The following is a 25,131-nucleotide window of genomic DNA, read 5'->3' on the forward strand; positions in this document are numbered from 1 at the left end:
TTTGTTGGCCGGATATTGACGCCCATCTGGTCTAGTCCTATCGTCCTGGCATCCGACAGGAAACTTTCCTAACAGTTGGGCAGGTGGCGTACACATGGCAGGAACCCCGCAAGTGCTGCGCGCCATGAACGACCGCGCCGCGCTCGATCTGCTGCTCGAGCACGGACCGCTCTCCCGGACGCGGCTCGGCAAGCTGACCGGGCTGTCCAAGCCGACCGCCTCGCAGCTTCTGGCCCGCCTCGAAGCCGCCGGACTCGTGATCGCCACGGGCACCGGCACGGACGGGTCCGGCACCGGCGCGAGCGACTCCGGCGCGGGCCGACCCGGCCCCAACGCCCAGCTCTACACGGTCGATCCGACCGCCGCGTACGCCGCCGGCGTCGACGTCACCCCCGAACGGGTCCTGGCCGCCGTCGCCGACCTCACCGGCCGCACGGTCGGCGAGCACGCCGTCCCCACCCCCGGACGACGCCCCGCCGAACCCGTCGTACGGCAGGTCACCACCGCCCTCGACGGGGCGGTCAAGGCCGCCGGACTCGTCCGGTCCGACGTGCGCCGGGCGGTCATCGGCACCCCCGGCGCCTTCGACCCCAACACCGGGCGGCTGCGGTACGCCTCACACCTGCCCGGCTGGCACTCCCCCGCTCTCCTCGACGAACTCGCCGCCGCGCTGCCGATGCCGGTGGAGTACGAGAACGACGTGAACCTCGCCGCGCTGGCCGAACAACGGCTGGGCGCGGCCAGGGGCCACGACGACTTCGTCCTGCTGTGGAACGAGGGCGGTCTCGGCGCCGCGGTCGTCCTGGGCGGACGGCTGCACCGGGGGTTCACCGGGGGTGCCGGGGAGGTCGGGTTCCTGCCCGTCCCCGGGGTGCCACTGGTCCGCCAGGTGACCAAGGCGAACAGCGGGGGTTTCCAGGAACTCGCCGGTTCGCAGATCATTCCCCGGCTCGCCCGTGAGCTGGGGATCTCTCCGGTGCCGCAGGGGCCGTACGCCGAGGTCGCGGCGGCGCTCGTCGCCCAGGCCGCCGCCGCTGTCGACTCCGGGCCCCACCGACGACTCCTGGCCACCTACGCCACCGGGCTCGCCACGGGTATCGCCTCGCTCGTCGCCGTACTCGACCCCGAGCTGGTCGTCCTCAGCGGTACGGCGCTGACCGCCGGCGGTGAGCCGCTGCGGGCGCTCGTCGAGGCCGAGTTGGCGGAGCTGGCCGCGTCCAGGCCCCGGCTCGTTCTCGGTGACGTACGTGAACACCCTGTGCTGCGGGGGGCGTTGGAGAGTGCGCTCGCCGCGACCCGTGACGAAGTCTTCAACACGCTGACGCTCCGCTGAATTCGGCCGCTTCACAGGCCGCTTGAAAACTGTCGACCGTTCGTGGCTGGTCGCGCCCACGCGGCGGAGCCGCACATCGACACAGCCCCGCGCCCCTGAGGTTTTCCGGGCGCGCCCCTTCCTCTCTCAACACCCCATCCCTCCCTCAGGAGACCTCGCCATGCCCGGAATATCCAAGAAAGCGGCGATCGCGCTCGCCGTCACCGCCTCCCTCTCCCTCCTCACCACCGCCTGTACCGGTCAGGCCGACAGCGCCGCCTCCGACGACCCGGACGCCAGGACGACGATCACCTTCTGGCACGGCTGGAGCGCGCCCGGTGAGGTGAAGGCGATCCAGGCGAACGTGGACCGGTTCGAGAAGGAGCACCCGAACATCACGGTGAAGGTCGTCGGGAACATCAACGACGACAAGCTCAACCAGGCGCTGCGGGCGGGCGGTTCGAACGGGCCGGACGTGGTGTCGTCGTTCACGACCTCGAACATCGGCAAGTTCTGCTCGTCCGGGGCGTTCCTCGATCTGAAGCCCTTCATCGAGAAGTCGAAGCTCGACCTCGACAAGATCATCCCGAAGCCGATGCTGGACTACACGCAGTTCGAGGGCACCCGGTGCGCGCTGCCGCTGCTGGGTGACGCGTACGGGCTGTACTACAACAAGGACGCGTATCGGGAGGCGGGCATCAAGTCGCCGCCGAAGACGTGGTCGGAGTTCGCGAAGGTCGCGAAGAAGCTGACCAAGACCAAGGGCGACGGCTACGCGCAGCTCGGGTTCATGCCGAACTACCACGGCTACGAGACCGTCGTGGACCACTACATGTCGCAGTGGGACCACGCGTACTTCGACTCCGAGGGCAAGTCGAACATCTCCGAGGACCCGGCGTTCGCGGAGATGTTCACGTACCAGAAGAGCCTGGTGGACTCGCTCGGCGGCTTCGCGAAGCTGGAGAAGTACCGGAACACCTTCGGTGACGAGTGGGGGGCCAAGCACCCGTTCCAGACCGGCCAGGTGGCCATGCAGCTGGACGGCGAGTGGCGGCTCGGGATGGCGAAGGACGCCGGGACCGACTTCGAGATCGGCACCGCGCCGATGCCCGTGGCCGACGACGAGGTCGACGAGTACGGCAAGGGCTTCCTCTCCGGCACGATCATCGGTATCGCCCCGCAGAGCGAGAAGCAGAACGCGGCCTGGGAGCTGGTGAAGTACCTGACGACCGACACCGAGGCCGTCGTCTCCTTCGCCAACGCCATCCACAACGTGCCGTCCACGTTCGCCGCCCTGAAGTCGCCCGACCTGAAGGTGGACGAGGGCTTCCAGACCTTCCTGGACATCGCCCAGAACACGCACTCGAACACCCCGCCGGCCTCCATCAACGGCTCCACGTACCAGACGACGCTCCAGGACTTCGGCTACCAGTACGAGTCCGGCAAGGTGACGGACCTGCGGAAGGGCCTGGAGAAGACCGCGGCGCAGATCGACACCGACATCGCGCAGGCGAAGTAGCGGGACGGGAAACGGGATCCGTCCGATGTCCACGCACTCCCCGCGTGTGTCCCTCGTGTCCACGCACACGCTCCGTTCGAAGCGCCGCCGGTCGGCGCTTCGGACGGCGGCCTTCCTGTCACCCTGGCTGATCGGGTTCGGCGTCTTCTTCGCCTATCCGCTGGTGTCCACCGTGTACTTCTCGCTGATGAAGTACGACGGCTTCGGTACACCGGTCTTCCGCGGCCTGGGCAACTGGTCCTACGTCTTCGACGACTACCCGCTGTTCTGGCCGGCCCTGCGCAACACACTCTGGCTGGTCCTCGTGATGGTGGCCTGCCGGGTGCTGTTCGGGCTCGGCGTCGGCCTGCTGATCACCAAGATCAAGACCGGCGCGGGCGTCTTCCGCACCCTCTTCTACCTGCCCTACCTGGCCCCGCCGGTGGCCGCGACCCTCGCCTTCGTCTTCCTCCTCAACCCCGGGACCGGGCCGGTCAACTCCGTCCTCGACGGGCTGGGGCTGCCGACGCCCGGCTGGTTCACGGACCCCGCCTGGTCCAAGCCGGCGCTCACCGCGCTCGCGCTGTGGGGCGTGGGCGACCTGATGGTCATCTTCATGGCCGCGCTGCTCGACGTGCCGAAGGAGCAGTACGAGGCCGCCGAGCTGGACGGGGCGTCGGCCTGGCAGCGCTTCCGGTTCGTGACGCTGCCGAGCATCTCGCCGATCGTAATGTTCGCCGTGGTCACGGGAGTGATCCAGACCATGCAGTACTACACGCAGCCCCTGGTGGCCGGGAAGGTCGCCTCCGGCATCATCGGCGGCTCCGGCCAGCAGTTCGAGCCGGGCTACCCGGACAAGTCGACCCTGACGCTGCCCCAGCTCGTCTACAACCTCGGCTTCCAGCGCTTCGACTACGGCTCCGCCTGTGTGGTCGCCCTCGTGCTGTTCGCCCTGTCGATGGTGTTCACCGCGCTGCTGATGCGGCGCCGGGGCGGACTGATCGGAGCGGGTGACTGATGACCCAGGTACTCGATGTACGCGACCGGCCCGTGGCGTCGGTCGCCGCCCGGGACAGCGAGCGGACCGCCCGCCGCCGGGCCCTGCTGGAGTGGATCGCCGTCCACTCCCTGGGTGTGGCCGCCGCGCTCTTCTTCACCCTGCCCTTCGTGTTCGTCGTGCTGACCTCGCTGATGGGCGACCAGCAGGCGCTCACCCGCGATCTGGTCCCGGACACCTGGGAGTGGGGCAACTACCGGCAGGTCCTCGACACCCCCGGCTTCCTGACCTGGTGGAAGAACACCCTGATCTACGCCGGCCTCGGCACCGTCCTCACCGTGGTGTCGTCGATCCCGGTGGCGTACGCGCTGGCCAAGTTCCGCTTCCGGGGCCGCAATCTGGCGCTGATGCTGGTCATCTCGATGATGATGCTGCCGCCGCAGGTCGTCGTGATCCCGATGTACCTGTTCTGGGCCAAGCAGATGGACCTGTCCGGCTCACTGTGGCCGCTGATCATCCCGATGGCGTTCGGGGACGCGTTCTCCATCTTCCTCCTCCGCCAGTTCCTGATGACCATCCCGAACGAGTACCTGGACGCGGCCCGGGTCGACGGCTGCGGCGAACTGCGCACCCTGCTGCGGGTCGTCCTGCCGATGGCCAAGCCGGGCATCGCCGCCGTCGCCCTCTTCCAGTTCTTCTACGCCTGGAACGACTACTTCGGCCCGCAGATCTACGCCTCCGAGAACCCCGCGGCCTGGACACTGAGTTACGGCCTGGAGTCCTTCAAGGGCGCGCACCACACCGACTGGAACCTGACCATGGCCGCGACCGTCCTGGTCATGGCCCCCGTGATCCTCGTGTTCTTCTTCGCTCAGAAGGCGTTCGTCGAAGGCGTCACCCTGACCGGAGTAAAGGGTTGATACAGCTATGAAGCTCACCGTGGTCGGCGGAGGGTCGACCTACACACCCGAACTCGTCGACGGGTTCGCCCGGCTCAGGGACACGCTGCCGATCGAGGAGCTGGTGCTCGTCGATCCGGCCGCCGACCGGCTGGAGCTGGTCGGCGGCCTGGCCCGCCGTATCTTCGCCCGCCAAGGGCACCCCGGGCGGATCGTCACCACCGGCGACCTGGACCAGGGGGTCGAGGGCGCCGACGCCGTCCTCCTCCAGCTCCGCATCGGCGGCCAGGCCGCCCGCGAGCAGGACGAGACCTGGCCGCTGGAGTGCGGCTGCGTCGGCCAGGAGACGACCGGCGCGGGCGGCCTGGCCAAGGCGCTGCGCACGGTCCCGGTCGTCCTGGACATCGCCGAACGGGTCCGCCGTACCAATCCGGACGCCTGGATCATCGACTTCACCAACCCGGTGGGGATCGTGACCCGCGCCCTGCTCCGGGCCGGTCACAAGGCCGTCGGCCTCTGCAATGTGGCGATCGGCCTGCAACGGAAGTTCGCCGCGCACCTGGGTGTGCCCCCGTCCGAGGTCCACCTCGACCACGTGGGCCTCAACCACCTCACCTGGGAGACCGGGGTCCGCCTCGGCGGCCCCTCCGGCGAGGACGTCCTGCCGAAGCTGCTGGCCGACCACGGCGACACCATCGCCGCCGACCTGCGCCTGCCCCGCCCCGTCCTGGACCGCCTCGGTGTGGTCCCCTCCTACTACCTGCGCTACTACTACGCCCACGACGAGGTCGTACGCGAGCTGCGTACGAAACCGTCGCGGGCCGCCGAGGTGGCCGCGATGGAGCGGCAGTTGCTTCAGATGTACGCCGACCCGGCCCTCGACGAGAAGCCCGCGCTGCTCGCCAAGCGCGGCGGGGCCTTCTACTCGGAGGCGGCCGTCGACCTGGCCGCGTCGCTGCTGGGCGACGGGGGCAGCCCGTACCAGGTGGTGAACACCCTCAACCACGGCACGCTGCCGTTCCTGCCCGCCGACGCGGTGATCGAGGTGCAGGCGGCCGTCGGTGCGCAGGGCGCGGCACCGCTGCCGGTGCCGACCGTGGACCCGCTGTACGCGGGCCTGATGGCGCACGTGACCGCGTACGAGGACCTGGCTCTCGACGCGGCCCTGCGCGGCGGCCGGGACCGGGTGTTCCGGGCGCTGCTCTCCCATCCCCTGATCGGGCAGTACGAGTACGCCGAGGCCCTCACGGACCGGCTGATCGCGCACAACCGGGAGCACCTCGCGTGGGCGTGAGCGACGGCGTGGGCGTGAGCGACGGCGTGCGCGGGAGTTCGACCGCGGGCACCCACCCCGATCCGGGCGCGGGCGTGCGCGGGCGTGACGGCGGGCGCGGGAGCGTGCTCGCCGTCGACGCGGGCAACAGCAAGACCGACGTCGCCGTGATCGCGCCGGACGGGGAGGTGCTGGGCGCGGCGCGCGGCGGCGGGTTCCAGCCGCCGGCCGTGGGCGTGACGCCGGCCGTCGACGGCCTCGCGGAGGTCGTACGGCAGGCCTTCGCCGAGGCGGGGGTCGGCTCGGTGGACCATGTCTCGGCGTGTCTGGCCAACGCCGACTTCCCCGTGGAGGAGGAGGAACTGGCGGCGGCGTTGCGCACGCGCGGGTGGGGCACGACCGTCGAGGTCCGCAACGACACCTTCGCGATCCTGCGGGCGGGCGTGGCCGAACCCCGGGGCGTGGCCGTGGTGTGCGGCGCCGGCGTCAACTGTGTCGGCATGCGCCCCGACGGCCGCACCGCCCGTTTCCCGGCGCTGGGACGCATCTCCGGTGACTGGGGCGGCGGTTGGGGCCTCGCCGAGGAGGCGATGTGGCACGCGGCCCGCGCGGAGGACGGCCGGGGCGGTCCCACGGCCCTCGCCGACGCACTGCCCGCGCACTTCGGCCTGGACTCCGTGTACGCCCTGGTCGAGGCCCTGCATCTGGAGCACATCCCGGCCGTCCGCCGCCACGAACTCACCCCGGTCCTCTTCGCCACGGCGACCGCCGGCGACCCGGTGGCCCGCTCCCTGGTGGACCGCATGGCCGAGGAGGTGGTGGCCATGGCGACGGTGGCCCTGACCCGCCTGGACCTCCTCGGCGAGGAGACCCCCGTCCTGCTCGGCGGCGGTGTCCTCGCCGCCCGGCATCCCCTCCTCGACGCCCGGGTCCGCGAGTCATTGGCGGCCGCCGCGCCCAAGGCCGTCCCCCGGGTGGTCACGGCCGCCCCGGTGCTGGGCGCGGCGCTGCTCGGCCTCGACCACGTGGGCGCGCCCAGGAGCGCGCACGCGCGCGTGCGGGCGCATTACGAAGGAGCGTGACCCGGCTCCCCGCACCACCCTCCGCACCTCCCCCGCACCTCCCCCCCGAACGCGTTCGAACCCCCAGGGAACCGAACCCGATCGGAGCGCGTATTCATGGGCAGGGGGTGGTGGGGGAAGCCTTGTGCTGCGCCGGAATGCGACGGGCACAGCACGTACGGACACGATCGGGGAACAAGATCGAGTCAAGGTCTGTGCGAGGTCAGTCCCGACGGCGATACTTGCGGCCGTGCACCTCTGTCCGCACGAGCGGGCGGAAGTGACGGACGGATGACCAGGGGGAGGTCAGGTGACATTCACGCCGGAGGGCAGCGCGGCACCGACGGCACCACCCGCGGGCCCGGGCCCCGTCGTGCCGCCGCAGGCCACACACACGCCGAGGCCCCCCGTCCCGCCCCCGGCCCCGGACGGCGGCCCGCCCCGCCGCACCGCGTTCGCGGAGGGCGTCGACCAAGTGCGCGCCGCCGCGACGACCGAGCCCGGCCGGCTGCGCATCATCGGTGCCGTCCTCGCCCTCCTGGTCGTCGCGTTCGGCTCCGTCACCGCCTGGCAGATGAACGACCGCTCGGCCGCCGCCGACGACGTACTCCACGGCAGCCAGCCGCTCAGCTCGGCCGCGGCCGAGATCTACAGTTCCCTGGCCGACGCCAACACGGCGGCCTCCAGCGGCTTTCTCGCGGGGGGCCAGGAGACGAAGGACTCGCGCGAGAGATACGAGGAGGAGATCGAGAACGCCGCCAGGAATCTCTCCGTCGCCGCCTCGGCCTCGGAGCCCGGCTCGGAGTCCGAGAAGCTCGTCTCGCAACTGAACGCCCTGCTGCCGGAGTACAAGGGCCTGGTGGAGCGCGCCCGCGCCAACAACCGGCTGGGCTACCCGCTGGGGGGCGCGTACCTGCGCTATGCGAACGACAAGATGCAGGACGACATGCTCCTGAAGGCGAAGAAGGTCTACGACAACGAGAACGCACGGCTGCGCGACGACTACGCGGACGCCACGTCGTATCCGTGGGCCGCGATCGGTCTCGGAGTCCTCGCCATCGGCGGCCTCGTCTGGGCCCAGCGCCGTAACTACCAGCGTACGAACCGGGTGTTGAACCACGGTCTCGTCGCGGCGACGGCCGCCTCGACCGTCGTCCTGCTGTGGCTGGCAGGCGGTCACACCGTCGCCCGCTCGGGGCTGAACGACTCCTACGAACACGGCGTGCGGTCACTGACCGTCCTGAACGACGCGCGCATCGCCTCCCTCACCGCCCGCGGCAACGAGAACCTGACGCTGATCAGCCGGGGAGCGCAGACCACCACGGTCGAGGTCGACGGCAAGCCCGAGGTCGTGGACGAGTTCGACAACGAGTTCAAGGTGGAGATGGCCGGGCTCAAGAAGCACCTGGCCGCCGCCGAGCGACTGGCCGACGACGCCAGCGGCGAGCAGCCCGTGAAGGCCGCCGGCGCCGGCATGGAGGCGTGGCTGGACCGGCACGAGAGCGCCCGCGACGCCGACGACAAGGGCGACTACCAGTGCGCTCTCGACCAGGTGATCGGTGGCGAGTCCCGACCCGACTGCGAGAACGGTGACAAGCCGACCGGCGAGTGCTTCGACGAGGTCGACAGGAACCTGGGCATCGCGAGCAGGTACGAGGCGAAGGAGTTCGAGCGGGCGGCCCAGGGCGGCCGCGACGCGATGCTCGGACTCCCCGTGGGTGCCGCGGTACTGGCGGTGCTGGGCGCGGCGGGCGCGGTGCTGGGCATCGGACGCAGGCTTTCGGAGTACCGGTGACGACGGCGGGAGGAGACACGGTGGAAGGGGTCGCGATGAATGCGGTACGACGCCTGCGGGCCGGTCTCAGGGGCTGGGGCGGCGTGGGCACGATGGCGGTCCTCTGCGCCCTGACCGTGGTCTTCGCCCTGGTGCTGCCGGTGAGCGGGACACGCGGCGACGGCACCACGGGCGCCGGCGGCCAGGGCGTCGCCCACGGCATCCAGGCGCGGGCGGACGACTGCGACGACGCCACCTCCCAGGACCAGAGCCTGAGCCCCTCCGGGGACGAGTCCGGCACGACGATCACCGAGATCGAGAACCGTGGCTATCTCAGGATCGGCATCGACCAGAACAGCTACCGCTGGGGGTATCGCGACCCGAACAACACGGCCGCGGACGCCGAGTTGGAGGGCTTCGACATCGACCTCGCGCATCGCATCGCCGAGGAGATCCTGGGCGACCGGACGAAGGTCCGCTTCCGGGCGGTTCCCACGAACCAGCGCGTCAAGGCGATCCAGTCCAAGCAGGTCGACATGGTGGTCCGCACCATGACGATCAACTGTGACCGCATGAACGACGTCGCCTTCTCCCAGCCGTACTTCAAGACGGGCCAGCAGTTGCTGGCGCCCAAGTCCTCGACGATCGAGGGCTACGACAAGACGCTGGCGAAGAAGAAGATCTGCACAGCGGCCACTTCCACCGCGTGGAAGAGGCTGACGGCCGACAAGGACAAGGGTGCCCTCGTGTCGTCCGCCGTCATCTATCCGCCCGTCCCCAACCAACTCGACTGCCTGGTGAGGCTCCAGCTCGGCGAGGTCGACGCCGTGATCACCGACGGCGCCCTCGCCGCGAGCCAGGCGGCCCAGGACCCGACCGTCGATCTGAAGGGCGAGCCGTTCACCACCGAGTACTACGGCGTGGCGATGAACCTCAAGGCGGACGATCTGGTACGCCGGGTGAACCAGGTGCTGGTGGACTATCTCAAGGACGGCTGGCAGGACTCGTACACCAAGTGGCTGTCCGCGACGCTCGGCGATGACTCGGCGAGCTCCCGGCCGCCGGCCGACCAGCGGTACAGGGACTGAGACACGGGAATCGACGTACAGGGCCGCAGTCAACTGACGGACACCGACAGCAGCGAGAGGTGATCGATGGGCGTGGCGGGATCCACCGGGCCGGTGATGGACCGGGACGAGGTGGACCGTGCGCTCGCGCGGCTCGGCGCGGAGCACGAGGCCATCGAGACCTCGCTGCTCGCCCTTCAGGACCACGCGGGCCGCAGGCTGCTCGAAGGCGCCGAACTGACCGGCGTCACCAAGGAGCGCTGGACCTCCGCGGAGGCGTCGATCACGCTGCTGTGGGCGTACTTCGACGCGTACTCGGACGCGCTGCGCTCCGCCCGGGAGATCCGTTCCCGGCGCCGCTGGTCCAGCCGTGAGGACCTGGTGGAGCTGACCGAACTGCTGCGCGGCGAGGCCGTCACGGTCGCCGGCTCCGCGACGGCGATGGCGAACGCGCCGACGCTGCAGGGCGCGACCCGGCTCAGCGAACAGTTCTCGCTGAGCACGCTGGTGGACCGGATGAACGACCTGTACGCGTCCTCGCTGGACATGGTCGTGGCCGCCGACGCGGTGTGGTCCGCGCTGCCCGCCCGGATCGATCTCCTGGCCGCCGAGCTCCAGCGCACCCGCCAGCTCGCGCACTCCGTCGGCGTACGCCCCGGCGAGCACCCGGCCGGCGACGACCTGGAGCGGATCACCCGCACCCTGACCCGGCTCCGTGAGCAGGTCATCTCCGATCCGCTGGCCTTCTGGGTCCCCGCGCCGGGCAGTTCGGCGCCCGGCGGCGGCCGCCCGGACACCACGACGTACGACCGCGAGGCGCGGGCCCTGGAGGACGTGCGGCGGGAGATCGACGCCGTGTTGACGGTCCGGCAGGACGCCGAGGCCCGCCTGATGAAGCTGCGCGACGTGCTCAGCCGCGCGGACCGTACGCTCGCCGAGGCGCGCAGCGCGCGCGGCGAGGTGCTGGCGAAGATCGCCGCGACCGAGGTGCCCGTGGTGAGCGGCCCGCCGACGGTGCTGCAGGAACAGCTGGCGATGGCGGCCGAGTACCGCAGACACGCGCAGTGGCACCGGCTGTCCCCGCTCCTGGAGTCCCTGGAGCAGAAGGCGGACGACGAACTGCTGCGCGCCCGTGAGTCGTTGACGGCGGTCACCGCGCCGCTGGCGGTCCGCGCGGAGCTGCGCGGCCGGCTCGACGCGTACAAGGCGAAGGTCGCCCGGCACGGCTTCGCGGAGGACTCGCTGCTGGTCGAGCGGTACGACGCGGCGCGCCGCATGCTGTGGAGCGCCCCCTGCGACCTGCGCGTCGCCGAAATGGCGGTGCTGCGCTATCAGCATGCGGCCGCCGAACTGCTGGGCCAGTCGGTACCGGCCCCGCGTGCGCCCCAGGACCGGAGGGAGGAGGGATCGTGAGTCAGACGGAGGAGAGCCCGGCGGGCGAAGAGGCTCCGCAGCAGTCGTGTCAGCGTCCCGGCTGCTCGGGATCGTACGAGGACGTGGGCGGCGGCGAGCTGTACTGCGACGAGTGCGGTCTGGCGCCGGTCGTCTCGGCGAGCGGCATGGTCAACTCCCCGCCCACCGGCATCACCGGCGGCGGCCGGGGCTCGCGCGGCTCCGGTTCCAGCAGTTCGCGCTCCTCGCGGACGTCCGCGCGCTCCTCGCAGTCCCGGCGCTCGGTCTCCGGACGGCTCATCGGTGCCCTGTCGGGCAGGACGACGGGCCGCTCGGTGTCGGTGCGCAGCTCCGGCAAGACCGCCGGCTCCTCGGGGCGGGCCCGGCTCGGCGTCGGCCTCGTCCAGGTCCCGGACGTGCCGCGTCCCGACCCGCGCTCGATGGTGCTGGAGACCGCCGAGGTACCCGAGCGCAAGCGGTTCTGCTCGCGCTCCGACTGCGGGGCGCCGGTCGGGCGGGCGCGCGGTGAGCGGCCGGGGCGCACGGAGGGCTTCTGCACCAAGTGCGGCCACCCGTACTCGTTCGTGCCGAAGCTGCACTCGGGCGACATCGTGCGCGGCCAGTACGAGGTCGTGGGCTGTCTCGCGCACGGCGGTCTGGGCTGGATCTACCTGGCCATAGACCGGGCGGTCTCGGACCGCTGGGTCGTGCTGAAGGGCCTGCTCGACACCGGCGACCAGGACGCGATGGCCGCCGCGATCTCCGAGCGCCGCTTCCTCGCCGAGATCGAGCACTCCAACATCGTCCGCATCTACAACTTCGTCGAGCACCTCGACCAGCGCACCGGCTCGCTGGACGGGTACATCGTCATGGAGTACGTCGGCGGGAAGTCCCTCAAGGAGATCGCCAACGACCGCCGCACGCCGGACGGGCGCCGCGACCCGCTGCCGGTCGAGCAAGCCTGCGCGTACGGCATCGAGGCCCTGGAGGCGCTGGGCCACCTGCACAGCCGCAACCTGCTGTACTGCGACTTCAAGGTCGACAACGCGATCCAGACCGAGGACCAGCTCAAGCTGATCGACATGGGCGCGGTGCGCAGGATGGACGACGACGAGTCGGCCATCTACGGCACGGTCGGCTACCAGGCGCCCGAAGTCGCCGACGTGGGCCCGTCGGTGGCCTCCGACCTGTACACGGTCGCCCGGACGCTCGCGGTCCTCACCTTCGACTTCCAGGGCTACACGAACGTCTTCGTGGACTCCCTGCCCGACCCCGACAACATCGAGGTCTTCCGGCAGTACGAGTCCTTCTACCGTCTGCTGGTCCGTGCCACCGACCCCGACCCGGCCCGCCGGTTCGCCTCCGCGCAGGAGATGTCGGAGCAGCTGACGGGTGTGCTGCGAGAGGTCGTCTCCCTCCAGACGGGCCGGGCCCGCCCCGCCATGTCGACGATCTTCGGCCCCGAGGTGAAGGTCACGGACACGGAGTTGTTCGCGAAGCTGGACGGGGAGGTGTCCCGGCTGGGGACGCGCCGCGACAGGCCGACGGCCAGGAACGGTGGTTCGGCTGCCGGTACGGCCGCTCTGCCGGCCGGCGGCGCCGCCGTCCCCGTCCGACTCACCCGGCAACTCGACACCGCCGCCGCGGCCCTCGCGCTGCCCGTCCCGCGGGTGGACCCCGGGGACCCGAACGCCGGGTTCCTGGCGGGGCTCATCGCCTCCGCGCCCACCGAGCTGATCACGGCGCTGCACGCGGCGCCCAGCGGCTCGCTGGAGCTGCGGCTGCGGGAGCTGCGGGCCCGGCTGGAGATGGGCGAGTTCACCATCGCCCTGGCCACCCTGGACGCCCTGGAGCGGGACCACCCCGACGACTGGCGGGTGGTCTGGTACCGGGGCGTGGCCGCGCTGGCCACCGGCGACCACGAGAACGCCGCTCTGTCCTTCGACGCGATCTACGACGCCTTCCCGGGCGAGCCCGCCCCCAAGCTGGCCCTCGGCCTGTGCGCCGAGGTGCTCGGGCAGCTGGACAACGCCGCCGAGTACTACCGCCTGGTGTGGACGACCGACCCCAGCTTCGTCAGCAGCGCGTTCGGGCTCGCCCGGGTGCGGCTGACCGCCGGGGACCGGCAGAACGCCGTCCACACCCTGGAGTCCGTACCGGAGGCGTCCATCCACTACACCGCCGCCCGGGTCGCCGCCGTACGGGCGCGGCTCAGACACCGCACGGAGGCGACGCTCGGGTCCGGAGCCGTGTCTCCCGGGGCCGTGCTTCCCGGGGCCGTGTCTCCCGGGGCCGTGTCGTCCGGGGCCGCGCCGTCCGGGAAGGCGCCGGACGCGCCGTTCCTGGACGACCTGACGGCGGCCGCCGGGCAGGTGGAGGCGCTCGGCGGGTACGGTCTGGACGCGGTGCGCCGCGAGCAGTTGTCCACAGAGGTCCTTGGCTGCGCCCTGGACTGGGTACTCTCCGGGGGCCAGGGTGCCGCGCCCCCGGCCGGCGGGCGGGTGCTGCTCGGCAGCGCGCTGGACGAGCGCGGCCTCCGCTTCGGACTGGAGCGGTCGTACCGCACACTGGCCCGGCTCGCCCCTGGCGGCGAGGAGAGGATCGGCCTGGTGGAACGAGCCAACCGTTACCGCCCCCGGACGTGGGTGTAGTTGATGTCGCAGATGCCCCAGCCGACCGCGCTGACGAAGTGCCCGATCTGCGAGTGGCCCCTCGCTTCGGACGACCGCTTCTGCGGTGCGTGCGGCCATGACCTCTCGGCGGTCTCCGCGCCGCCGGAGGACCAGCCGACCGTCACGTTGAACGGGACGGCGGGCGACGTGCCCGACGAGTCCGCGTCCGTGGACTGGCCCGTCGCCTCCGAGCCCAGCTCCGACACGCCCCCGCCGGTGGTCCGTCCCACCGACATCCCGGGCACGGACTCCGGCGGCGGCGAACTGCCCGGCCCGGGGCGGGGCGTACGGTTCGACCGGCCCCGCGAGCCCGACGAGTACCCGCTGGCCGCGCCCCAGCCGCCGGACCCGCGCACCACCGACCTGGCCACACCGCCGGCCGGCACGAAGGTGTGCGTGGCCTGCCGCGCGGGCCATGTCGACCGGGACGGCTACTGCGAGAACTGCGGGCACGCCCAGCCGCGCGAACGCGACCACATGGAACAGGAGTTGGGCGCGGTCGCCGCGGTCAGCGACCGGGGCCTGCGCCACCACCGCAACGAGGACGCGTTCACGATCTCCTCGACCGCGCTGCCCGACGGCTCCCCCGCGGTCGTGGCGATCGTCTGCGACGGCGTGTCCTCCGCGACCCGGCCCGACGACGCCTCGCTCGCCGCGGCCCGCGCCGCGGGCGAGACGCTCCTGGAGTCCCTGCCGCGCGGCACCCACCCGCAGCAGGCGATGCACGACGCGATCATCGCCGCCGCGGGCGCCGTCAACGCCCTGGCGGAGGAGCCGGAGACGGCCCAGGAGCACGCCCCGCACCAGAACGCGCCGGCGTGCACCATCGTCGGCTCCGTCGTCACCCCGAGCCTGCTCGTCGTCGGCTGGGTCGGCGACAGCCGCGCCTACTGGGTCCCCGTCGACCGGAGCGCACCCCCGGCCCGGCTCACCGAGGACGACTCGTGGGCGGCGCAGATGGTGTCCGCGGGGCTGATGAGCGAGGCCGAGGCGTACGCCGACGAGCGCGCCCACGCGATCACCGGCTGGCTCGGCGCGGACGCGTACGAACTGGAGCCGCACACCGCTTCCTTCAAACCGGACCGGCCGGGTGTAGTGGTGGTGTGCACCGACGGACTGTGGAACTACGCGGAGGCCGCCGAGGAGATGGCCGAGGCCGTGCCCCTGGACGCGGCCGTGCGACCGCTCCACTGCGCCCAGGTTCTGACCGGCCACGCGCTCGACGGAGGTGGCCACGACAACGTAACAGTGGCCGTCCTGCCGTTCCCGGCCCCTCCACAGGGGGCAGGATCGGCCTGAGGGTGCTCGCGGGCGGGGTGTTCGCGGGCGCCTCGGCGGCCGGACGGGAAAGGCCGACGGGCCGGAGGGGACCGGTCCGGGTACAGGCACGCACAGTCATCACCCCACGTGCTGTGGGGCCGCTAGGGGGATCAGAGTAGGCATGGCCAATTTTTCGAAGTCGAACGTGCCGCAGTTCTCGGTCGAGGTGTACCAGAACGAGTACCTGCCCGACGGCGGCCGCGAGGTCAACGCCATCGTGACGGTCAGCGCGACCGGCGGTGGCACCATCGGCACCGCGGTCGCCGCGCCACACCTCTACTCGCCCGGCCAGGGCCCGTCCGCCGCCGTGGCGCTCATGGTCGACTGCTCGGGGTCGATGGACTATCCGCCGACCAAGATGCGCAACGCCCGGGACGCCACGGCCGCCGCGATCGACACCCTGCGCGACGGCGTCCACTTCGCGGTGATCGACGGCACCCATGTGGCCCGGGAGGTCTACCCCGGCGGCGGCCGGCTCGCGGTCGCCGACTCCGCCACCCGTGAGCAGGCCAAACAGGCGCTGCGCAGGCTCAGCGCGGGCGGCGGCACCGCCATCGGCACCTGGCTGAAGCTCGCGGACCGGCTGCTCGCCTCCGCCGACGTGGCCATCCGCCACGGCATCCTGCTCACCGACGGCCGCAACGAGCACGAGTCGCCGGAGGACCTGAAGGCCGCGCTGGACGCCTGTGCCGGACGGTTCACCTGTGACGCGCGTGGAGTGGGCACGGACTGGGAGGTGAAGGAGGTCACGGGGATCGCCTCCGCGCTGCTCGGCACCGCCGACATCGTCGCCGACCCGGCCGCCCTGTCCGCCGACTTCACACAGATGATGGAGGCGGCCATGGGCAAGGAGGTCGCGGACGTCGCCCTGCGGCTGTGGACCCCGGTCGGCACCCGGGTCAAGTTCGTCAAGCAAGTGGCGCCCACGGTCGAGGAGTTGACCGACCGTCGCACCGAGGCCGGCCCGCGCGCCGGGGACTATCCGACCGGCTCGTGGGGGGACGAGTCCCGTGACTACCACGTGTGCGTCGAGGTCCCGGCCGCGTCCCTGGGCCAGGAGATGCTGGCCGCCCGGATCTCCCTCGTCATCCCGCAGCCCGAAGGCACCGCGCAGAACCTCGGCGCCCAGGGCCTGGTGAAGGCGGTGTGGACCGACGACATGGTCGCGTCCACGTCGATCAACCCCCAGGTCGCGCACTACACGGGTCAGGCCGAACTGGCACAAGTCATCCAGCAAGGGCTGGATGCCCGTAAATCCGGCGATATCGACGGTGCAACGGCCAAGCTGGGACGGGCCGTTCAGCTCGCCAGCGCGTCCGGGAACGCGGATACTGCGAAACTGCTTGCGAAGGTGGTGGACGTGGTCGACGCGGCGACAGGTACTGTGCGACTGAAGGCGAAGGTCACGGAGGCCGACGAGATGACTCTCGAAACACGGTCGACAAAAACTGTTCGTGTAAAGAAGTAGGAAGAAGCAACCGGTAACACCGCTGCACATGAGCCTGGCTCGGGCCCCCCACCGGGGGATCCGGACAGTACCGGCCACACCGGCCCGTCGCGGCCACAGGAACCGGCCGAAGGGCCGGAAAGGAGAGGGGGAAGCGCCGACATGCCGACCTGCCCGAACGGACACCAGTCGGGTTCCGACGACTGGTGCGAGGTCTGCGGTCACCGTATGGCCGGTGCCGTACCCCCGCCGCCACCACCGCCGCCCCCGGGCGCCGGTTACGGATACCCGCCGCCCGGCTCACCTCCCCCGCCTCCGGGCGCGGGCGGTCCCGGAGGACCCGGGGGTCCCGGGAGTCCCGGTGGACGCCCGCACCTGACCGCCGAGCCGGAGCTCTGCCCGCAGTGCCGCACGCCCCGCGAGGGCGGCGCGCCCTTCTGCGAGGAGTGCCGGTGGAACTTCCTGACCAACACGGCGACGACGTACACGCCGGCCGCGCCGCGGCCTTCGGCGCCCGGGGCGGGCTCGGGCCCGGGTGGTCCCGGTCCCGGCGGCCCCGGTCCCGGCGGCGCTGGTCCCGGCCCTGGAGGCCCTGGCCCTAATTCCGGTCCTGGTCCTGGTCCCGGCGCCGGTGGAAACCCGGCGCTCCGGTTCCAGCAGCCGCCTCCGCCGTCCTACGGCGCCGGTGACGGATACGACTACCAGAGCTCCCGCCCCTCACAGGTGAACCGTCCCGCCGAGCCGCTCTCACCGTTCGGCGGGGAGCCGTCGGGTCGGGGCGGGCCTGGGGGTCCGGGCGGAAACGGTGGGTTCGGCGGACCTGGTGGCCCTGGTGGCTCCGGGAGTCCTGGTGGCCCCGGCGGTCATGGCGGGCAGGGTCCCGGCGGGCCCGGCCGCGCAGGTGGGCCCGGCGGCCCCGGTGGCCCGTCGGGGCCGGGGGGTTCCTCCGGGTTCGGTGGCGGGCCTTCGGGTCAGCCCGGTCAGCCCGGTCCGGGGCAGCCCGGCCAGCCCGGTCCGTCCGCGTTCGGCGGGGATCCTTCGCGACCTGGACCTTCGGCCTTCGGCGGTGACCCTTCACGACCTGGGCCCTCGGGCTTCGGTGGCGATCCTTCACGACCCGGGCCCTCGGGCTTCGGCGGCGACCCTTCACGACCGGTTCCGCCGCCGCCCGGGCCTACGCCGGGTGGGCCCGGCGGTCCCGGTTTCCCCGGTGGTCCCGGTTCCGGCGGACCTGGTGGTCCCGGTGGTCAGGGCCCCGGCGGTCAAGGCCCCGGCGGGGCGCCGCAGGCGTTCCAGCAGGCGGGGTCTTCGGCACCGCCTGCCTTCCCGCAGGAGACCCGGCGCCCGCAGCACGGGGGCCCTGGCGGCCCCGGCCCCGGTGGTCAGGGTCCTGGCGGCGGTCCGCCCTTCGGTGGTGACGACGACTGGGTGATCTCCCCGCCGTCGTCGACCGGTCCCGGCGGATCCGGTGGCCCGGGCGGCCCCAGCGGTGCGGGTGCTCGCCCCGGCGGCTACGGCTACCCGCAGCCCGGTGCCACCCAGGCCCCGCCCGGCCCCGCGTACCCGCAGGCGCCGACGACCTGGAGCGCGACCATCGGCCCGGACCGCGACTACTTCATGGCGATGATGCAGCGCTCGGGCCCCGAGGCCGCTGGCCTGAACCTGCCCGCGTACTCCCCCGAGCAGCGGCGTGCCCTCACCGGCAACCAGATCACCATCGGGCGCCGCCGCCACTCCACCGGCGACACCCCCGACATCGATCTCTCGGTGCCTCCGGAGGACCCGGGCGTCTCCCACCAGCACGCGGTGCTGGTGCAGCAGCCCGACGGCAGCTGGGCGGTCGTCGACCAGAACTCCACGAACGGAACCACGGTCAACCATTCCGAGGAGCCCATCCAGCCCTTCGTCCCGATCCCCCTCCAGGACGGGGACCGGGTGCACGTGGGCGCGTGGACGACGATCACGATCCGCCGGGGCTGACCTTCCCGCAACAGCGAGACGACCAGGGCCGACCGAGCGACTTCGGTCGGCCCTGATCCACGGCCCTGATCCAATGGCCCGGTCGCACCGGTCCTCCGACCACCCTGGTGCGCTCCGATCACTCCGGTGCGCCCCGATCACACCCCCGGCCGCTCCGATCACTCCGGCCGCTCCGGCCGCTCCGGGTCGCGTCCTCAGCTCGGGAGGGGCCAGGCGTACGGCCCCTCCGGGTCGTCCAGCCAGGCCCAGGCGTGGTCGCCGCGGACCGTGATGCCGTAGCGCTCGCGGGTCGGCATGCCCTCGCGCTGCCACAGGGCGAGCGCCTCGTGCGGGTCCAGGCTGCCCGCCGTGAGGGCCAGCAGGAACCGGAAGAGCTCGTGGTCACGGGCCCGGTGCGGCAGCCCGCCCAGGTGCGGACGCATCGCTTCCGGCTCACTCCCCCCGCGCAGCGGCACGAAGTACGCCGACGTGTGCAGGAAGCCCCCCTCGGCGTGCTCGGCGTCCTCGACCCGCAGCCGCACCAGCCCCGTGGCCAACGGCGTCAGGATGCGCGCGCCAGGGGTGCACTGGGCGAGCCAGGCGCGGGGGATCGAGTGCAGCGTGCAGGTCGCGATGATCCGGTCGTACGGCGCCCGCTCCGGCACCCCTCGCGCCCCGTCCCCGGTGACGACGGCCGGGTGGTACCCGGCGGCGTGCAGATGCCTGCGCGCCGCCTCCGTGATGTCGGCGTCCAGATCGACGGTCGTGACCAGGTCGTCCCCCAGCCGGTGCGCGAGCAGGGCGGCGTTGTAACCGGTGCCGGCGCCGATCTCCAGCACCCGGTCCCCGTCCTCCACCTCCAGCTCGGCCAACATCTTCGCCATCAGCGACGGCTGGCTGCTGGAGGAGATCAGTTCCCCGTCGCGCACCCGCGTGGCGAGCGGTGTGTCCGCGTACGCGCCCCGCACCCAGCGGTCACGCCGCCGGGGGTCGCGCTCCTCGCCCCACAGCCGCTCGAAGCCGCCCGGGACGCCGACGTAGTAGTACGGCACGAAGAGATGCCGGGGAACGCTCTCGAACGCCTTCCGCCACTCCGGGTCGGCGTCCCACGCCCCGCTCGCCTCGATCTCGCGCACCAGCGCCGAGCGGGCCTCGGCGGCGAGGCGTTCCAGGTCGTGATCCACAGCGTGCGTGCCCATACCTCCACTGTGCGGCCGGACGCCTCCAGAGGCGAGCACCACGGCACACCCGTCCGGAATCCACCCGTCCGCGCCCTTCGTCCGGCACACGGAAGGCGTCCGGCCCTCGGCCCGGTCTCCGGCCGCCCCTCGGACGCCTCTTGGATGGTCCTAAGCCTCAAGTCCTCCGCCGCCGCGTCTGAGACCATGGGGAACGTGAATGAGATTCGGCGCGGCACCCTTCAGGAGCAGACCTTCTACGAGCAGGTCGGTGGCGAGGAGACCTTCCGGCGCCTCGTACGCCGTTTCTACGAGGGTGTCGCCGAGGATCCGATCCTGCGGCCCATGTACCCCGAGGAGGACCTGGGCCCGGCCGAGGACCGTCTCACGCTGTTCCTGATCCAGTACTGGGGCGGCCCCACGACGTACAGCGAGAACCGGGGCCACCCCCGGCTCCGCATGCGCCACGCCCCCTTCACGGTCGACCGTGCCGCCCACGACGCCTGGCTGAAGCACATGCGCGACGCCGTCGACGAGCTCGGCCTCTCCGAGGAACACGAGCACACGCTGTGGAACTACCTGACGTACGCGGCGGCCTCGATGGTGAACGCCCCGGGCTGAGCGGCCGCGGGACCCGACAGCACGACCGGGCAATGACCTTCGGAAGCACCCGGACGTTTCGACGGGCTCCCACACCGACGCCATGTGACCCACATCACGGCATCACATGCCTGGCATCAGGTGCTTGGGGAACCAGGAGGCGTGCTCAGCGGACGCTGACTCCCAACGTCCCCAGTCCGGCCCTACGTAGGGCGATCGACCCGTAGGGCGTACGCAGTCTGAGCCACGCGCCCGACGAGAACAGTCCCGGCGACGCCTCCTCGGGCGCCCCGCCCGCGCGGGCGGGGCGGAGGAAGCCGAGCGACTGGGCCGCGTGCACGGCCCGCACCGGCAGATGGGTGTCCCCGACCGCCCGGGACCAGATCTCCCGCCCGATCCGGTCGAGCTCGGCGCGCGTGCGCTGCTCGGGCACCAACTCCTCGGTACGGGAGCGGAATTCGCGCACCGCCGCGGAGACCATCGCCCGCAGCGCGTCCGGCGCGGGCAGCCCCGCCTCCGGCCGCCAGCCGCCGCGTGGGGGAAGCACCCCGGCCCACGGCGGCCCGGTCACCGCCCCCGGCACGCCCGCCGTACCCGCCGGCTCGTCGATGGACTCCAGGAGTTCACCGGCCGACACGGTCACGTCGAGCATGACGTCGAGCCCGCTCTCGTACGGCTTGGCGAGGCGCACGGCCCGGATCGCCAGGACCTCGAAGGACGGTGGCCGACCGAAGACGGCCAGGGCGGTGCCGGCCGCCTGGAGGCGCACCGCCGCTCCCCGGTCGTAGTGGAGCAGCCTGGAGAGGAAGGCCGCGAGATCCGCCGCCTCCCCCTCGTCGGCGAGGTGGAGCACCGTCATGCGGCGACGGCCTCCTCCTCGTCGTCTCTGTATCCCTCCAGGAACTCGCGTTCCTCGGCGGTGATCCGGCGGGGCCGCTGGGTCGCGAAGTCGAACGGCACTATCACCGTCGAGGCCCGGACGTAGACCTGCTCGGGGTCCTTGACCTCGTAGGCGATCGTGAACGACGCCGCCCTTATCTCCGTGACCCACAGCTCGATGTCCACCGGCTTGTGCCGGTGCACCAACTGCCGCTTGTAGTCGATCTCATGGCGCGCCACCACGGACCCCTGCTTGAAGTCCTTCTCCGGGCGGAACAGGAAGTCGATACGGGCTTCCTCCAGGTAGCGGAGGAAGACCACGTTGTTGACGTGGCCGTACGCGTCCATGTCCGCCCAGCGCAGTGGGCAGCGGTAGATGTGCCGCAAGATCAGCCTCGAGTCAGCTTCTTGTAGGTGGCGCGGTGCGGACGGGCGGCGTCCGCGCCGAGTCGCTCGACCTTGTTCTTCTCGTACGACTCGAAGTTGCCCTCGAACCAGAACCACTTGGACTCACCCTCGTAGGCGAGGATGTGCGTGGCCACCCGGTCCAGGAACCAGCGGTCGTGGGAGACGACCACGGCGCAGCCGGGGAACTCCAGGAGCGCGTTCTCCAGCGACGACAGGGTCTCGACGTCGAGGTCGTTGGTCGGCTCGTCGAGGAGCAGCAGGTTGCCGCCCAGCTTGAGGGTGAGCGCCAGGTTGAGGCGGTTGCGCTCACCGCCGGAGAGCACCCCGGCCGGCTTCTGCTGGTCCGGGCCCTTGAAGCCGAACGCGGACACGTAGGCGCGGGAGGGCATCTCGACCTGGCCGACGTTGATGTAGTCCAGTTCGTCGGAGACGACGGCCCACAGCGTCTTCTTCGGGTCGATGTTCTCGCGGCTCTGGTCGACGTAGGAGATCTTGACGGTGTCGCCGACCTTGATCGAACCGGAGTCGGGCTCCTCCAGCCCCTGGATCATCTTGAAGAGGGTCGTCTTGCCGGCGCCGTTCGGGCCGATGATGCCCACGATGCCGTTGCGCGGCAGGGTGAAGGAGAGGTCGTCGATCAGGACCTTCTCGCCGAAGGCCTTGCTGAGGTTGTTGACCTCGACGACCACGCTGCCCAGGCGCGGGCCCGGCGGGATCTGGATCTCCTCGAAGTCCAGCTTCCGCATCTTGTCGGCCTCGGCGGCCATCTCTTCGTAGCGGGCGAGACGGGCCTTGGACTTGGCCTGGCGGCCCTTGGCGTTGGAGCGGACCCACTCCAGCTCTTCCTTGAGCCGCTTGGCGCGCTTGGCGTCCTTCTGGCCCTCGACCTTGAGACGGGTCTGCTTGGTCTCCAGGTACGTGGAGTAGTTGCCCTCGTAGCCGATCGCGCGGCCGCGGTCGAGCTCCAGGATCCAGCCCGCGACGTTGTCGAGGAAGTACCGGTCGTGGGTGACGGCGACGACGGTGCCGGGGTACTTCGCGAGGTGCTGCTCCAGCCACTGCACGGACTCGGCGTCCAGGTGGTTGGTGGGCTCGTCGAGCAGCAGCAGGTCGGGGGCTTCGAGCAGCAGCTTGCACAGCGCGACGCGGCGGCGCTCACCACCGGACAGGTTGGTGACGGGCCAGTCGCCGGGCGGGCAGCCCAGGGCGTCCATGGCCTGCTCCAGCTGGGTGTCCAGGTCCCACGCGTTCGCGTGGTCCAGGTCCTCCTGGAGCTTGCCCATCTCGTCGAGGAGCGCGTCCGAGTAGTCGGTCGCCATGAGCTCGGCGACCTCGTTGAAGCGCCTGAGCTTGCCCATGATCTCGGCGGCGCCGTCCTGCACGTTCTGCAGGACCGTCTTGGACTCGTCCAGCGGCGGCTCCTGCAGGAGCATGCCGACGGTGTAGCCGGGCGACAGGAACGCGTCACCGTTGGAGGGCTGCTCGAGGCCCGCCATGATCTTGAGAACGGTGGACTTACCGGCACCGTTCGGGCCGACCACACCGATCTTCGCGCCGGGCAGGAAGCTCAGCGTGACGTCGTCAAGGATCACCTTGTCGCCGTGCGCCTTGCGTGTCTTGCGCATCGTGTAGATGTACTCAGCCAAGAGAAACCGTCCGGCAACTTGAAATCTGGCAGTGGGCAGTACCACCCATCTTGCCGCACGGCCAGCCCTCGACGGAAACCGGATGGTGAACCCCCTGCACGAGCGGCACGGCCCCGGCGCCTGTGGAGGCGTACCGGGGCCGCGTCGCACGCGTGTGTCACCGCGCGGTCACTCACTGTCGAGTTCTCAAGGAGCGCTTTCGCCTACGGATTCCTTGTCTTCGTTGTCTTCGTTGTCTTCGTTGTCTTCGTTGTCTTCCTCGTCACGCGTTCCGCTTGCGGAGGAGGATCATCACCGCGCCGCCGATCACGACCAGGCCGATGGCAATGCCCCCGATCACCGGGGTGGCACCGGAGCTGCCGGTCTCGGCGAGGTCGGTGCCGGAGTCGGTGACCGCGTTGCCGCCCACCGTCGCCGGGCTCGGCTCGCTCAGCGTCTGGACCGAGTCCCCGCCCGCACCGGCCGCGGTCTCCGTCCGGCAGTCGAGCACGCCCCGGAACTGCTTCGCGAAGCCGTTCGGCCCCTCGATCGTGAAGTCGTACGCCTGGTCCTCCTGGAGCGGGATCGTCATCGTGCGGGTCTCGCCCGCGTCGATGGTGTAGGTGATCCCCATCAGCTCGAAGGTGAAGGGCTTGTCGCCCTGGTTGGCGGCCGTGATGTCCAGGCCGCCCTCGGCGCAGTTCTTCTCGGCGGACAGTGCGGGTATCGCGCCCTTCTCGGCCCAGTGCGCGGTCGCCGTCGCGGAGACCGTGGACTCGCTGGAGCCCGCGAGGATCTGGGTCTGGCTGCGGGTCTCGGAGGCGAAGGCACGGCCCACCGGCACGGTCGTCGACGCCTGCACGGTCAGCTCGGCCGTGCCGTCCGCGGTGTCCTCGGGCACGTCGAAGTACAGCTCACTGCCGTCATCGGCCGAGGTCACGGCCTCACCGTCCGCGTCGACGACCTTCACGCCGTCCGCCGTCACGTCCGAGGGCGGGGTCACGGTCACGCCGTCCGCGTTGGTGTGCACCGTGACGGGCCCGACCCGCTCGCCCGCGCGGCCGGAGACCGCCGGCGGGTCGAGGGTCAGGGAGGCGGCGGGCTCTGTGAGGTCCCGCGCGCTCTTCTGCAGGTAGTCCGCGAGCTTCTCCGCCTCCGGGTCCAGGGCCGTCACCTCGGCCCCGTCCGAGTACCGCCAGATCGCCACCTGGGTACCGGTCGCCGCGTCCTGTTCGGTGAGACCCTTGGCACCGGCCTTCCCGGCGAGTGCCGCGAGGTCGTTCACCTGCGGGTAGGAGTTCTGCAGGATCCAGCGGATCCTGCCCGCGTCCTTGTTGGCACCCAGCGAGGTTCCGCTCCAGGGGGTCTCCTGGTACTCGGCGTCCTTCTGCGTCGGGTTCTGGACGTCGACGCAGTAGGTCTGCAGGGTGCCGCCGCCGTCGACGAACATCTCGAACAGCCCGGCGGGGAGCTGCTGTTCCTGGCCGTCGTCGGTTCGGAGCACGGCCGTTCCGTACGTCTTGAGGCCGCCTATGGTCGCGGTCGCTCCGCCCGAGCTCTGCGCCTTCTCGTCGGCGGCGGCCGGGCCCGCGGTGACGATCGCACCCGCGGCGACGAGTCCGGACGCGAGTGACACGGCGGCGAGGCGGGTCGCCCCTCGCCTGCGCGCGGCCCACCCGGACCACCCGGACAACGACACCGAGAACGACGCCGAGAACGAAGAAACCACAGAATTTCCCTTCGAGCAGGACCCGTTGACGTGGGGGGTTG

19 protein-coding genes are annotated in these 25,131 nt (G+C 71.4%); 14 read left to right on the forward strand and 5 right to left on the reverse strand.

The window, feature by feature from the left end; genetic code table 11:
* The first annotated feature begins 94 nt into the window (after positions 1-94).
* The 13 genes from OG202_RS17645 (at position 95) to OG202_RS17705 (ending at position 18,692) form a co-directional block, all read left to right on the forward strand.
* Positions 95-1,333 carry an ROK family transcriptional regulator gene (locus OG202_RS17645; RefSeq protein WP_327729684.1) on the forward strand — a complete coding sequence of 413 codons (1,239 nt, stop codon included), beginning with the start codon at positions 95-97 and terminating at the stop codon, positions 1,331-1,333.
* Positions 1,334-1,493: 160 nt separating this feature from the next.
* Positions 1,494-2,831, forward strand: a complete 1,338-nt coding sequence (locus OG202_RS17650; RefSeq protein ID WP_327729683.1) for an ABC transporter substrate-binding protein — start codon at positions 1,494-1,496, stop codon at positions 2,829-2,831.
* Between the two features lie 55 nt (positions 2,832-2,886).
* Complete coding sequence (locus OG202_RS17655; protein WP_328224684.1) at positions 2,887-3,828, forward strand: carbohydrate ABC transporter permease; 942 nt, start codon at positions 2,887-2,889, stop codon at positions 3,826-3,828.
* Positions 3,828-4,727 carry a carbohydrate ABC transporter permease gene (locus OG202_RS17660; RefSeq protein ID WP_328223096.1) on the forward strand — a complete coding sequence of 300 codons (900 nt, stop codon included), beginning with the start codon at positions 3,828-3,830 and terminating at the stop codon, positions 4,725-4,727. The genes OG202_RS17655 and OG202_RS17660 overlap by 1 nt, the downstream gene beginning before the upstream one ends.
* Before the next feature lie 7 nt (positions 4,728-4,734).
* A complete protein-coding gene (locus OG202_RS17665; protein ID WP_326582758.1) occupies positions 4,735-6,000 on the forward strand; it encodes a 6-phospho-beta-glucosidase in 1,266 nt (421 codons plus the stop codon).
* Positions 6,001-6,104: 104 nt separating this feature from the next.
* Positions 6,105-7,061, forward strand: coding sequence for an N-acetylglucosamine kinase (locus tag OG202_RS17670; protein WP_327732255.1), 957 nt, complete (start codon positions 6,105-6,107; stop codon positions 7,059-7,061).
* A 289-nt stretch (positions 7,062-7,350) separates the two neighbouring features.
* Positions 7,351-8,835: a hypothetical protein gene (locus OG202_RS17675; protein ID WP_327729681.1), complete on the forward strand. Its 1,485-nt coding sequence runs from the start codon at positions 7,351-7,353 to the stop codon at positions 8,833-8,835.
* 35 nt (positions 8,836-8,870) lie between these two features.
* Positions 8,871-9,902: a glutamate ABC transporter substrate-binding protein gene (locus OG202_RS17680; RefSeq protein WP_328223097.1), complete on the forward strand. Its 1,032-nt coding sequence runs from the start codon at positions 8,871-8,873 to the stop codon at positions 9,900-9,902.
* A 66-nt stretch (positions 9,903-9,968) separates the two neighbouring features.
* Positions 9,969-11,294, forward strand: a complete 1,326-nt coding sequence (locus OG202_RS17685; RefSeq protein ID WP_328223098.1) for a hypothetical protein — start codon at positions 9,969-9,971, stop codon at positions 11,292-11,294.
* On the forward strand, positions 11,291-13,924 hold the full coding sequence (locus tag OG202_RS17690; RefSeq protein ID WP_328223099.1) for a serine/threonine-protein kinase: 2,634 nt from the start codon (positions 11,291-11,293) through the stop codon (positions 13,922-13,924). Before OG202_RS17685 ends, OG202_RS17690 begins: the two co-directional genes overlap by 4 nt.
* Positions 13,925-15,244, forward strand: coding sequence for a PP2C family serine/threonine-protein phosphatase (locus tag OG202_RS17695; RefSeq protein WP_326582753.1), 1,320 nt, complete (start codon positions 13,925-13,927; stop codon positions 15,242-15,244).
* A 142-nt stretch (positions 15,245-15,386) separates the two neighbouring features.
* Positions 15,387-16,733, forward strand: coding sequence for a vWA domain-containing protein (locus tag OG202_RS17700; protein WP_328223100.1), 1,347 nt, complete (start codon positions 15,387-15,389; stop codon positions 16,731-16,733).
* 141 nt (positions 16,734-16,874) lie between these two features.
* A complete protein-coding gene (locus OG202_RS17705) occupies positions 16,875-18,692 on the forward strand; it encodes an FHA domain-containing protein (RefSeq protein WP_328223101.1) in 1,818 nt (605 codons plus the stop codon).
* Positions 18,693-18,886: 194 nt separating this feature from the next.
* Here OG202_RS17705 and OG202_RS17710 read toward each other — a convergent pair whose 3' ends face one another.
* Positions 18,887-19,870, reverse strand: a complete 984-nt coding sequence (locus OG202_RS17710; RefSeq protein ID WP_328223102.1) for a methyltransferase domain-containing protein — start codon at positions 19,868-19,870, stop codon at positions 18,887-18,889.
* A 186-nt stretch (positions 19,871-20,056) separates the two neighbouring features.
* Here OG202_RS17710 and OG202_RS17715 point away from each other — a divergent pair, with 186 nt between their 5' ends.
* Positions 20,057-20,470: a globin gene (locus OG202_RS17715; RefSeq protein ID WP_326582749.1), complete on the forward strand. Its 414-nt coding sequence runs from the start codon at positions 20,057-20,059 to the stop codon at positions 20,468-20,470.
* A gap of 145 nt (positions 20,471-20,615) precedes the next feature.
* On the opposite strand, the gene OG202_RS17720 is transcribed toward OG202_RS17715, so the two are convergent.
* From OG202_RS17720 to OG202_RS17735, 4 genes are all read right to left on the reverse strand, one after another.
* On the reverse strand, positions 20,616-21,308 hold the full coding sequence (locus OG202_RS17720) for a hypothetical protein (RefSeq protein WP_328223104.1): 693 nt from the start codon (positions 21,306-21,308) through the stop codon (positions 20,616-20,618).
* Positions 21,305-21,715 (reverse strand): acyl-CoA thioesterase, encoded by a 411-nt coding sequence (locus OG202_RS17725; protein WP_326582747.1) that lies wholly within the window; start codon positions 21,713-21,715, stop codon positions 21,305-21,307. Before OG202_RS17725 ends, OG202_RS17720 begins: the two co-directional genes overlap by 4 nt.
* A gap of 2 nt (positions 21,716-21,717) precedes the next feature.
* Complete coding sequence (gene ettA, locus OG202_RS17730; RefSeq protein WP_326582746.1) at positions 21,718-23,382, reverse strand: energy-dependent translational throttle protein EttA; 1,665 nt, start codon at positions 23,380-23,382, stop codon at positions 21,718-21,720.
* Positions 23,383-23,644: 262 nt separating this feature from the next.
* A complete protein-coding gene (locus OG202_RS17735; RefSeq protein ID WP_405961911.1) occupies positions 23,645-25,060 on the reverse strand; it encodes a TQXA domain-containing protein in 1,416 nt (471 codons plus the stop codon).
* Positions 25,061-25,131: the final 71 nt, after the last annotated feature.

Source organism: Streptomyces sp. NBC_00310 (genome assembly GCF_036208085.1).
In the GTDB taxonomy this organism is placed as follows: domain Bacteria; phylum Actinomycetota; class Actinomycetes; order Streptomycetales; family Streptomycetaceae; genus Streptomyces.

What these genes read in the sequence shown, in the direction of transcription:
- OG202_RS17645 (WP_327729684.1), top strand. Translation starts at nt 95, where the DNA reads ATGGCAGGAACCCCGCAAGTGCTGCGCGCCATGAACGACCGCGCCGCG.
- OG202_RS17650 (WP_327729683.1), top strand. Translation starts at nt 1,494, where the DNA reads ATGCCCGGAATATCCAAGAAAGCGGCGATCGCGCTCGCCGTCACCGCC.
- OG202_RS17660 (WP_328223096.1), top strand. Translation starts at nt 3,828, where the DNA reads ATGACCCAGGTACTCGATGTACGCGACCGGCCCGTGGCGTCGGTCGCC.
- OG202_RS17665 (WP_326582758.1), top strand. Translation starts at nt 4,735, where the DNA reads ATGAAGCTCACCGTGGTCGGCGGAGGGTCGACCTACACACCCGAACTC.
- OG202_RS17680 (WP_328223097.1), top strand. Translation starts at nt 8,871, where the DNA reads ATGAATGCGGTACGACGCCTGCGGGCCGGTCTCAGGGGCTGGGGCGGC.
- OG202_RS17685 (WP_328223098.1), top strand. Translation starts at nt 9,969, where the DNA reads ATGGGCGTGGCGGGATCCACCGGGCCGGTGATGGACCGGGACGAGGTG.
- OG202_RS17700 (WP_328223100.1), top strand. Translation starts at nt 15,387, where the DNA reads ATGGCCAATTTTTCGAAGTCGAACGTGCCGCAGTTCTCGGTCGAGGTG.
- OG202_RS17705 (WP_328223101.1), top strand. Translation starts at nt 16,875, where the DNA reads ATGCCGACCTGCCCGAACGGACACCAGTCGGGTTCCGACGACTGGTGC.
- OG202_RS17710 (WP_328223102.1), bottom strand. Translation starts at nt 19,870, where the DNA reads ATGGGCACGCACGCTGTGGATCACGACCTGGAACGCCTCGCCGCCGAG.
- OG202_RS17715 (WP_326582749.1), top strand. Translation starts at nt 20,057, where the DNA reads ATGGGGAACGTGAATGAGATTCGGCGCGGCACCCTTCAGGAGCAGACC.
- OG202_RS17720 (WP_328223104.1), bottom strand. Translation starts at nt 21,308, where the DNA reads ATGACGGTGCTCCACCTCGCCGACGAGGGGGAGGCGGCGGATCTCGCG.